The sequence below is a fragment of the Microcoleus sp. Pol17C6 genome (assembly GCF_036701145.1).
Classification (GTDB): domain Bacteria; phylum Cyanobacteriota; class Cyanobacteriia; order Cyanobacteriales; family Microcoleaceae; genus Microcoleus.
In genome coordinates this window covers 90,539-99,705 of sequence record NZ_JAUBQH010000004.1, presented here as the reverse complement: position 1 = coordinate 99,705, position 9,167 = coordinate 90,539, and the positions used below count along the sequence as shown (strand labels likewise).

The following is a 9,167-nucleotide window of genomic DNA, read 5'->3' as shown; positions in this document are numbered from 1 at the left end:
AGATGCACCCTGATTAAATAACTCCCGACCAATTTTGGTTTGGGGTTTTTTTTTGCGGTATCCAGGGTGATGCTGAAGAAAGTTTGAGGTTGTCCGGATTGGGCCTCCAATTCTCAGGAAGCTTAATTGGTAGATGCACCCTGATTAAATAACTCCCGACCAATTTTGGTTTGGGGTTTTTTTTTGCGGTATCCAGGGTGATGCTGAAAAAGTTTGAGGTTATCCGGATTGCGCTCGAATTCTCAGGAAGCTTAATTGGTAGATGCACCCTGATTAATTAACTCCCGACCAATTTTGGTTTGGGGTTTTTTTTTGCGATCGCACCCTAAACCAAGAATTTTAGCAAATTTTCCCAAACTGTCCGGAACAGGTGCACCTCGAACCGGAGACTAAATTAGTAGATGCACCCTGATTAATTAACTCCCGACCAATTTTGGCCGGGTTTTTTTTGCCGATCGCAAGCTGAGCCACAAATTCCCGCAAAGTCTACCAAAGTGTCCTGACAGAGGTGGTGTAAAGCCGGAGACTAAATTAGTAGATGCACCCTGATTAAATAACTCCCGACCAATTTTGGTTTGGGGTTTTTTTTTGCCGATCGCACGCCCTCGCCGCCAATGTTCGCAAATTCTGCCAAAGTGTCCTGAAAGAGGTGTTTTGAGGCGGGAGATTAAATTAGTAGATGCACCCTGATTAATAAACCCCAGCCAATTTTGGCCGGGGTTTTTTTTAGCTCAAAAGCTGCATTAACCAATTAGGCTAAATCGCCTCAAAAGACTGCACCTCAAGAACCGGGCCGATCATAGCAAAAGTCATCACATCCTTGCGGACTTCACCTTTAACACTGACTTTCAAACCAGCTTTTTTCAAGTCAGAAGGAGCATCCTTAAGTTCGTAAGTTTCCCCATCTTCGCCAACCAAAGCCCAAGTACCGGGACCCAATCCTTTGCGTTCAATTACACCTTTGACAGTAATACTCATGCCGATCGCACCTCTGTTTTAATTGCTAAACGCGCCAGTCCGAAACACAGTAAAGCATTGACAATCAAGAATGTTTGTGATACCAAACCTGTGCCCAATCCCCAGACTGTGGGAGACACAAAAGCATTGACCGCTAAACTGCTGGCAAAACCGATCGAAATTGCGATCGCGATCCACTTCCACTGTTGATGTCCCAACAGCAAAGCAATCAAAATCCCAGGAATCAAAACGCTAGCAAAAAAGGGATTCAGCATACTGCTGCCATTAATTGCACCGCCGAGTTCGGGAATAGAACTGCCCATCACCCGCAGCGGCCACTGCGGCAAGTCAAATACAAACAAGTTCCGCAGGAAAAAGAACCCAGAACTACCAGCCATCAAGCCGCCGGAAAAGCCCCAAGTCCACTGGAACGGAAAATAATTCCGCAAAAAGAAAGCCAGCAGGTAAGAACCGAGCACCATTGCAATTTTAGGCAACAGGGCGACTGCACCGCCGTCAATCCAAAAGCGGGGGTTGAGATAGCCGTTATCGCGCAGCCAGCGGAAGAAATCGCGGAAGTTGATTTGTCCGCGCTGAGCTAGCTGAACTGCTGCGGCTGCGTCTAGGTGTCCTGAACCAAAATGGTTTAACGGATCTTCAGTCACAGTTCGGGAGGACTGCAAGAGTACGCTGCGAATTTCGTCTGGTTCTGTGATGCCGGAAGCCTTGACAAGGGCTGCAACGGCGGCAACGTGCGGAGAAGCCATGCTAGTGCCTTGATAGCCTTCAAAGACTTCGGCCCCTGTTTCCGGGTCGATCGTACTTTGCAGGATCTTGCCCATTTCAGAACCGCCGGGGGCTGCAATATCAACCCCTGCGCCGAAATTCGAGTAAGAGGCTTTTTCGTCGTCGGGGCCGAGGGCGGAAACGCCGATGACGTGGGGATAGCGGGCGGGATAGGAAGCGGAACTATCGCCGGAGTTGCCGGCGGCTGCGATGATGACAACGCCTTTAGAGTGGGCGTAGTCGATCGCCTCTTCCATTAACTGACTCTCACCGCCGCCGCCGAGACTCATGTTAATCACGTCGGCGCCGTTGTCAGCAGCAAATTTAATCGCTTCGGCGATGTCGGAAACCGTGCCGCCACCGCTGCCGCCTAACACTTTTAGCGGCATTAAAGCTGCTTCGTAGGCGATGCCCGCAACGCCGTAATTGTTGTTAGTTGATTGGGCGACTGTACCGGCGACGTGAGTACCGTGGCCGTTGTCATCGTAGGCTTCGGCGCGATCGTTTACAAAGTCGTAGCCCGGTACAAATTTGGTTTCTTTTAAGTCAGCGACGGGAGTAATGCCCGTGTCAATTATCGCTACTGTTGTGCCGCTGCCTTTGGTTTCGTTCCAGGCAGATTCTACGTTGATGCTGCGGAGATTCCACTGCTTGGTATACATGGGGTCGTTGGGAATCTCGAAAGCGCTGTAGACAAAGTTCGGTTCAATGTATTCGGTATCTTTAGCCAAATTTGATTTTCTCAGGGCGTTTAGCAAAGTGCGATCGCCCTTAACTACATATACATTGTCGCCCGCTGAGAATTCGCTGTTGAGTTGGGGTGCGACTTGGTACTGTTGGGCGATCGCATTTACTTCTTTCGCAATCTCAGCAGCACCCAAATCTTCGCGGAAATCCAGCACAATCGAGTCGTAAGTGCCTTGAGTAGCAAGTCCTGGGAAATTAGAAATCGCCCAGCCGAGCCCGATTAAAAATAAGCACAGAAGGAAAAACTTTTTCATGGCCGATCGTCCGTTTAGGGAAGGCTTGTTCCCCACAATAACCCAATTTTCACCGCCAGCGCCAGTTTTCCTTGCTGCGACTTGTGGGGCTCTCGCACGCGGGCGTTTGGTAGTTTTCGGCGGTGGCTGTTGCTAGATCAAAAATTGCTCTAATTTCTCGTTTAAATGGCAGAGCAAGTTTTAGGACTTCAATTAATTGTATCATTAGAGAAGATGAGAAACAGAACAAGCCAGTATTTTTAACAAGGGTATTGCATGGAAAGAGGTTTAATGTGGCTGCCACTGCTGGCAATTTTTATAGGGCTGGCTTGGGCTGGATGGAACGAGTATCAAAAGCTGGAAGCGTATCGCGTCTGGGCCGAACAATTCGCTAAAGCCAAGTACGATATTTATGCTGTACTCGGTCAGCAAGAAGACAGTTTAACTTGGGGAAAACCTACTCGCAGCGGGCCTGTGAATTTGCAAACTTTTTCTTTAAAAGACGTGCAGTCGCTGCGGTTGTTAGTCAACTCTCAGGCAGTTGATTTAGAGTCGCCGCCGAATTCGGGAAGTCCAATCGCCCTCGAATTTTTGTTGAAAGATGCTGCTGCGGTGCAGGTGCCTTTTACAGAAATTCCTCTAGCGACTAAATGGGGAAAACACTTGCAGCAAGAATTGCAGCGCTTTAGGTAAAAACACTCTCCGGTGGGGCAGCGTATAAGATGTGAACTTTGCTGCTTTAAGTTACAAAAGTCTGTAAAGCTGGTAGTAGAAATAGAACTTACGCAACAAATCCTTTGAGCTGCTATCTATAGGGGTAAAGTACCCACGGATCACCCGGAGGACATGAGTTCTTGCAGTAAGTAGTAGGAGTAGTGTCCCCGTACCTAGCCCGCTCAGGTTCCGTGCTTACCTTACCGTTAAAGTTATTGACCAGCGCGTCCTAAAACAGCTAAATTGCCAGCCCCCCAATCAGCGGAATGCAAACACAAGAATTTTTACAGCGCTATCAACAGGGAGAGCGCAACTTTGGTCACATTGACCTCAGCGGCGCTAGTTTAAGCGGTGTTAACCTGCGAGAAATAGACCTCACTGGTGCTAACTTGACCGGTGCTAATTTGAGCTGGTCTTTTTTGAGCAATGCCAAGTTGATAGGGGCTTGTTTGCGCCGTGCGGATCTCCGCAGTGCGGGGCTGGCTGGGGCGAATCTGAGCGGGGCAAATTTGAGCGGGGCAAATCTTGCTAAAGCGGATTTGCGCCTTGCTTGTTTGGCAGCAGCAGAACTCAATTGGGCCGCGTTCCCCGAAGCAGATTTGGGCGGTGCTAATCTTCAAGGAGTTAAATCTGACCAGATTAATTTTGCTGGGGCTAAACTCGACGGCGCGAAGTTGATGGCGGCGGAATTGATGGAGGCGAATTTCAACCGCGCCAGTCTTGTTGGTGCTAATTTGACGGGTGCTAATTTGCGGGAAGCGCATTTGGTGGAAGCGAATTTGCGAGCGGCAATTTTAATCGGTGTAAATTTGATTGAATCTGACTTGAATGGCGCTCAAATGCGATCGGCAAATCTGACGGGCGCTGACTTGCACCGAGCAGTGCTGGCGGGCGCGGATTTGACTGAGGCGGTGCTGGATAACGCTGATTTGAGTCGAGCTAATCTGGCGGGTTCTTATTTATTGAAAGCGAGTTTTAAGAAGGCACTTTTGCTGCGAGCTAACCTGCAAGGAGTGTATTTGCTGCGAGCTGATTTGAGCGAAGCTAATTTGCGAAGTGCTGATTTGCGGAAAGCTGATTTGAGTGGCGCTTATTTGATGGATGCGATGTTGGGTGAGGCGGATTTAAGAGAAGCTTGTTTGATTGAGTGCCGTTTGATTCGGACGAATGTGGAGGGGGCGCAGCTTACGGGTTGCTGCATTCAAAATTGGCAAGTTCAAGATGTCGATCTGTCGAGAGTTGACTGCAGCTATGTTTTTACTCAGTTTGATTATACTGCGAAAGTGGCGGCCAATCGCTTTCCGGTCGATCGCGATTTTGAGTCGGGGGAATTGGGGCGGCAGCATCAAGAGGACAGTTCTGTTGTCAAGGTGTCTTTTGAGGAAGCTCCTAATTGGGAGGCGGTGGTTTTTACGCTGCGTCGGGTGGAGTTGGAAAGCCGCGAACTCAAATTGAATGTTCAATTTTTTGAGTCTGCGGGAGAACAAAATTTACTGAGGCTGAGCGCGAACCGTTTGGTGAACGGCAAGATTTTGGGCGATCGCATTTTGGAGCTTTATCCAGATATGTTGGAAAAGGTTTTAGCCAAGGGCGCTGAAATTTTGAGTTTGCTCGACTTGGCTGTTCCTAGTAACAATGCGGAGCCGGCGGAGCCGAGTCACAAAGAAATACTGCTCAGAAGACAGGAAATCTACCAGCGAATGGTGCGCCAAATTTCGTTTATTTTGATGTCTCAGACGCCGGATAAATTCTCCGAAAGCGTACAGCGGCTGTTGGATTATTTGAAGCAGCAAGGTATCCCGACAGAGCAGATTCAAAAGAAAGTCATCAGTCAGGCGATCGTGCAGCGGGCGAAGCAAGACCCGGGTTTTCGGGAACAGTTGCTCGCGTGGGAGAAAACGGCGTCCGATCGCGTTCGTTTTTCAATGATGGGGGAAGCGGTGCGGTATGCAATTACCCTTTTGATCGATTATTAACAGTTAATTGTTAACACTTGAAGCCGCAGAGTGGCTAATACCCGCACTTGCTCTTCTGCGTCGTAAATTGCAAGCATTGTACAGTAAGCCAAGCAAGACCCGGTGTTTCGGGAACAGTTGCTCAGGTGGGAGAAAACGGCTTCGGATTGCGATCTCGTTGTTCGGTAATGGGGGAAGCGGTGGGGTTTGGGATGCCCTTTTCTGGGAATGAATACACACAAAATCTTACCCCCATTAAAAATCCTCCAACCGTATATCTATTTAACTGTCCGGTTGATTAGGATATAGTTCAGTTTCCTCCTTCAAAAGGTTACACAACTCATTCAAATCTTTCTTACTGTGTTCAATCAGTTTTTCACCTCGCTCCTCAAGGTGTTCAATATTACTGGGACTTGCGTTGTCCATTTGGTCTTGACCATTATCGCTACTCAATTGAAGTTGAAAACGATAGTAGTTTCGGTTATTTTCTTTGTCTCCTTTACTCGCCATTAGCTGCTGAAGCTGAAACGCAACAGATTCGCTGTTACCATCTAAAACAACGTTAAGTAAGGGAAGTGCCCATTTGATTTGTCCCCAATTTTTTGCATCTTTATACTTATACCTCCTGGTTACAGATCCAGTACCCAAAGAAACAACCAGGGTATCCTTACGGTGTAGCTCTTCACGAGTCTTGTTCTTGTAAGAAATCATCGCCTCCATCATTGCAAGTGAGGAAGGATTATTTGCAAAAACTCCACCGTCTACCAAAGCGTAATATCCCTCATCGGTAGTATGTCCCGTTTCGAGTTTGTAGGGTGGAAAGAATGTCGGTGCAGCAGAAGTTGCCATTGCTGCCTCCCACATTTTGAATCCGCTACATACTTTGCGGCTATGAATACTGTCGCATTCCTCTGCGTCCGGATTGCTTGTAAAAAAAACTGGTGCTCTCAGTTCGATATCATAGCTCGGGATGAAAATTTCTCGTAAGGCATCTTCAACATTAGCTTCACCTAGAAGATCCTTTAAAACTTCTTGCTTACCTTTTGGGTTGTGCTTGGGTTGTAGCAACTCGTCAAAAGACATTGGAATATTCTGATTAAAAACCTTTTGTCCATACTTGCGATAGAAATTTACAAGTTCGGCAGCGGTATACTCTGGCTCACGATTGATGCTAGAGTCTGAGTTCTTTCTAGTTAAACCCAGCGCTAAAATTCCTCCGGTTGAAGTGCCTGCAATAAAATCAAACATTGTTGCTATGCGTTTTCCTGTGCGCTCTTCAATGTAGTTGAGAACGATCGCAGGAATAATACCCCGAATACCACCACCATCAATTGAGAGAATTCTTCTCTTGAATTTAGTACCCATTACACGTACTCCTTTAGATATTGCTTAAATGGTCAACAAAAATGAAACTAAGAACTGGTTGCTCCGGCGCAAACTATCTTTTAGACCAAAGCAAATTCATCTACCATCAAAAGCGGTGATCATCCGGATAACCGCAGCAGATATCAAAAAAGGCGATTGTTTCTGTTTACCAGTCTTGGCTGCACAGCCGGCGACTCGCTAAGGCACGGATTTGCTCGTCGGCGTCGGAAACTGCAAGCGATCGCAACAGCGGCACAACTCCCGGATTTTCGGGATAATGTTCGATAATCGCTTCGAGCGCTGTAAATCTGGGATTGTAAGGAAAAGAACCGTTTTGATTGTCAGGATCGCTCAAAGCTCGATCGCGCAAAAACTCAAACATTCCCGGTTCGTCTTTCCATCCCCGCATTAACTCTACCAGGGCGATCGCCCGCACCTGCGAATCTTCATCCTTTTGAGCTCTAATTTTCAGCCACTCAAAAATCTGCGACTGATTTGTTCGCCCCCGGGCTAACTTTTGCAAAGCGATTTGCCTGACAGCCGGACTCTCATCACCCTCTGCTTTAGCCTCCAGCAGCATCCAAGTTTCCTGATTGTCCGGCCAGTTGTAAGCGAGTTCAAGCACCGCCGCTTGCCGCACCAGCGCTTCCCCAGAATCGAGCTCTATTTTCAGCCAAGGCAAGGTTTCCGGGTCGTCGGGCCAGCGCCGCACGATCGATCGCATCAGCACGCTCAGCAAGTGAGCATCGTGCTCCAACTCGACCCGGCTTTTGAGGAAAGGCAGCGTCTCGCCCCGGTGAGACCAGCGTTTTGCGATCTCTTCCACGGCAGTTTCTCGGACGTTGAGGTGTCTGTCTGACGCGGCGAGATTTTGCAACCAGCCAAAGACTTCGAGACTGGCTGACGCCAGTGCGGCGACAGCTTCCACTACTACTTGCCGCACAGTCCAGTAATCCTCGGAATCAGCTATTTTTTGCAGCAGGGGCAGGGTTTCTGGGTGGTCGGGCCAACCTGCGGCTATCTGTTGTAGCGCTATTTCGCGCAGGTCGGCGTCGCGATCGCCCAATGCTATATTTTTCAAAAAAGTCAGAGTTTCGGGGTTCCCGGGCCAGCCAGAGGCAATTGCTTGCACTGCGGAGCGCCGGACACTCGAACTCGCGTCGGACTCGGCTTTAGTTTTCAGCAGTGGGTAAATGTCTGGTTCGTCGGGCCAATGCGAGGCCAATTCTTCTAAGGCTGCTGTCCGCACTTCTTTGCTGCTGTCGGATTCGGCTAGGCTTTTGAGCAGCAGGCAAACGTCGGTGGCGGCGGGCCAGCCCGCTGCCAACTCCCGCACCGCTACTGTTCGCAGGATAGAACTTCCTGTCTGGGCAAGGTTTTTGAGCAAAGATGCCGTGCCTAAAACGCTGTGCCAACCTCTGGCTATTTCTTGCCACGCTGCGACTCGCACTCCCAAATTTTCGTCTGATTCAGCCGCGGTTCTCAGCAGCAGCAAGGTATCTGTGCGATCGGGCCAATTAGAGGCCAATTGTTCGAGTGCTGCGGTGCGAACTGCGGGACTTTGATCAAACTGAGCCAAGGCAGTCAGCAGCGGCAAGGTATCGCTCGTGTCTGGCCAACCACAAGCCATTTCTCGCACACAGGTCGATCGCACTGCCCAGCTTCCATCGGATTTGGCGAGGTTTTTGAGCATCAGGTAAATTTCAGGCTGCTCTGGCCAACCACGGGCTATTGCTTCGACTGCTGTGGCTCGGACTTCGCCACAGTCGGTGGAGTGAGCGAGTATTTTCAGCCAGGGCAGGGTTTGCGGGTCGTTTTTCCAAGTTTGGGCGATCGCCGCGATCGATCGATTGCGAATTTGATAAGTTTCCTGCAATTCTTGAGCGCTTTGATAAAGAATCAGGAAACCCGTACCGTATTGCGATAACTTTTTTAAAGCATTTAACAGTTTTTTGGCGGTTTTTTTATTAACATCATTTTTAACTTTTAACAGGCATTGCGCTGCTAAAAACAAATTAATAAATTTTTCTTGTTGACCGTTTTGATCTGTGAGATATTCTATAATTTGGCTCGCTGTTTCTTTGTCGAGCTTAACTGCAATTTCTCTGAGGACTTCGTGCAAAGATTCGTCCCGCCAGTGCTGGCCGAAAACTTGTATGTTGAGTTCGCCCCCAGTCAGTTGACCGATTTTGAGTTGGGCATGGATTAACTCTGCTACAGTCTGGGGATTATTTTCGGAAACAAGTTTTTTTAACAACATACCGATACCCTGCCCCTGAAGTTTGTTTGCATTGAAAATCCTCGCATCAGCTCCGATATTAGTTGAGATTTTTTGAGCGATGCTGGAGTATGGAACCAATCGACTCTATTTTATACGAAAAATACTGAGTCGGGAGGGCCCCAAGGCAAA

General features: G+C 48.5%; 6 protein-coding genes. 2 read left to right on the top strand and 4 right to left on the bottom strand.

Features of this window, described 5'->3' with window-relative positions; genetic code table 11:
- Window positions 1–756 precede the first annotated feature (756 nt).
- Window positions 757–978: a hypothetical protein gene (locus QUA25_RS03575; RefSeq protein ID WP_333035640.1), complete on the bottom strand. Its 222-nt coding sequence runs from the start codon at window positions 976–978 to the stop codon at window positions 757–759.
- Window positions 975–2,744: a S8 family peptidase gene (locus QUA25_RS03570; RefSeq protein WP_333035638.1), complete on the bottom strand. Its 1,770-nt coding sequence runs from the start codon at window positions 2,742–2,744 to the stop codon at window positions 975–977. Before QUA25_RS03570 ends, QUA25_RS03575 begins: the two co-directional genes overlap by 4 nt.
- A gap of 255 nt (window positions 2,745–2,999) precedes the next feature.
- Here QUA25_RS03570 and QUA25_RS03565 point away from each other — a divergent pair, with 255 nt between their 5' ends.
- A complete protein-coding gene (locus tag QUA25_RS03565) occupies window positions 3,000–3,416 on the top strand; it encodes a hypothetical protein (protein ID WP_333035636.1) in 417 nt (138 codons plus the stop codon).
- A 287-nt stretch (window positions 3,417–3,703) separates the two neighbouring features.
- Complete coding sequence (locus tag QUA25_RS03560) at window positions 3,704–5,413, top strand: pentapeptide repeat-containing protein (RefSeq protein ID WP_333035634.1); 1,710 nt, start codon at window positions 3,704–3,706, stop codon at window positions 5,411–5,413.
- A 261-nt stretch (window positions 5,414–5,674) separates the two neighbouring features.
- Here the strand turns inward: QUA25_RS03560 and QUA25_RS03555 are convergent, their stop codons facing one another.
- Window positions 5,675–6,757, bottom strand: coding sequence for a patatin-like phospholipase family protein (locus QUA25_RS03555; protein WP_333035632.1), 1,083 nt, complete (start codon window positions 6,755–6,757; stop codon window positions 5,675–5,677).
- Window positions 6,758–6,923: 166 nt separating this feature from the next.
- Complete coding sequence (locus QUA25_RS03550; protein WP_333035631.1) at window positions 6,924–9,017, bottom strand: HEAT repeat domain-containing protein; 2,094 nt, start codon at window positions 9,015–9,017, stop codon at window positions 6,924–6,926.
- Window positions 9,018–9,167 lie beyond the last annotated feature (150 nt).

What these genes read in the sequence shown, in the direction of transcription:
- QUA25_RS03575 (WP_333035640.1), bottom strand. Translation starts at nt 978, where the DNA reads ATGAGTATTACTGTCAAAGGTGTAATTGAACGCAAAGGATTGGGTCCC.
- QUA25_RS03570 (WP_333035638.1), bottom strand. Translation starts at nt 2,744, where the DNA reads ATGAAAAAGTTTTTCCTTCTGTGCTTATTTTTAATCGGGCTCGGCTGG.
- QUA25_RS03565 (WP_333035636.1), top strand. Translation starts at nt 3,000, where the DNA reads ATGGAAAGAGGTTTAATGTGGCTGCCACTGCTGGCAATTTTTATAGGG.
- QUA25_RS03560 (WP_333035634.1), top strand. Translation starts at nt 3,704, where the DNA reads ATGCAAACACAAGAATTTTTACAGCGCTATCAACAGGGAGAGCGCAAC.
- QUA25_RS03555 (WP_333035632.1), bottom strand. Translation starts at nt 6,757, where the DNA reads ATGGGTACTAAATTCAAGAGAAGAATTCTCTCAATTGATGGTGGTGGT.
- QUA25_RS03550 (WP_333035631.1), bottom strand. Translation starts at nt 9,017, where the DNA reads ATGTTGTTAAAAAAACTTGTTTCCGAAAATAATCCCCAGACTGTAGCA.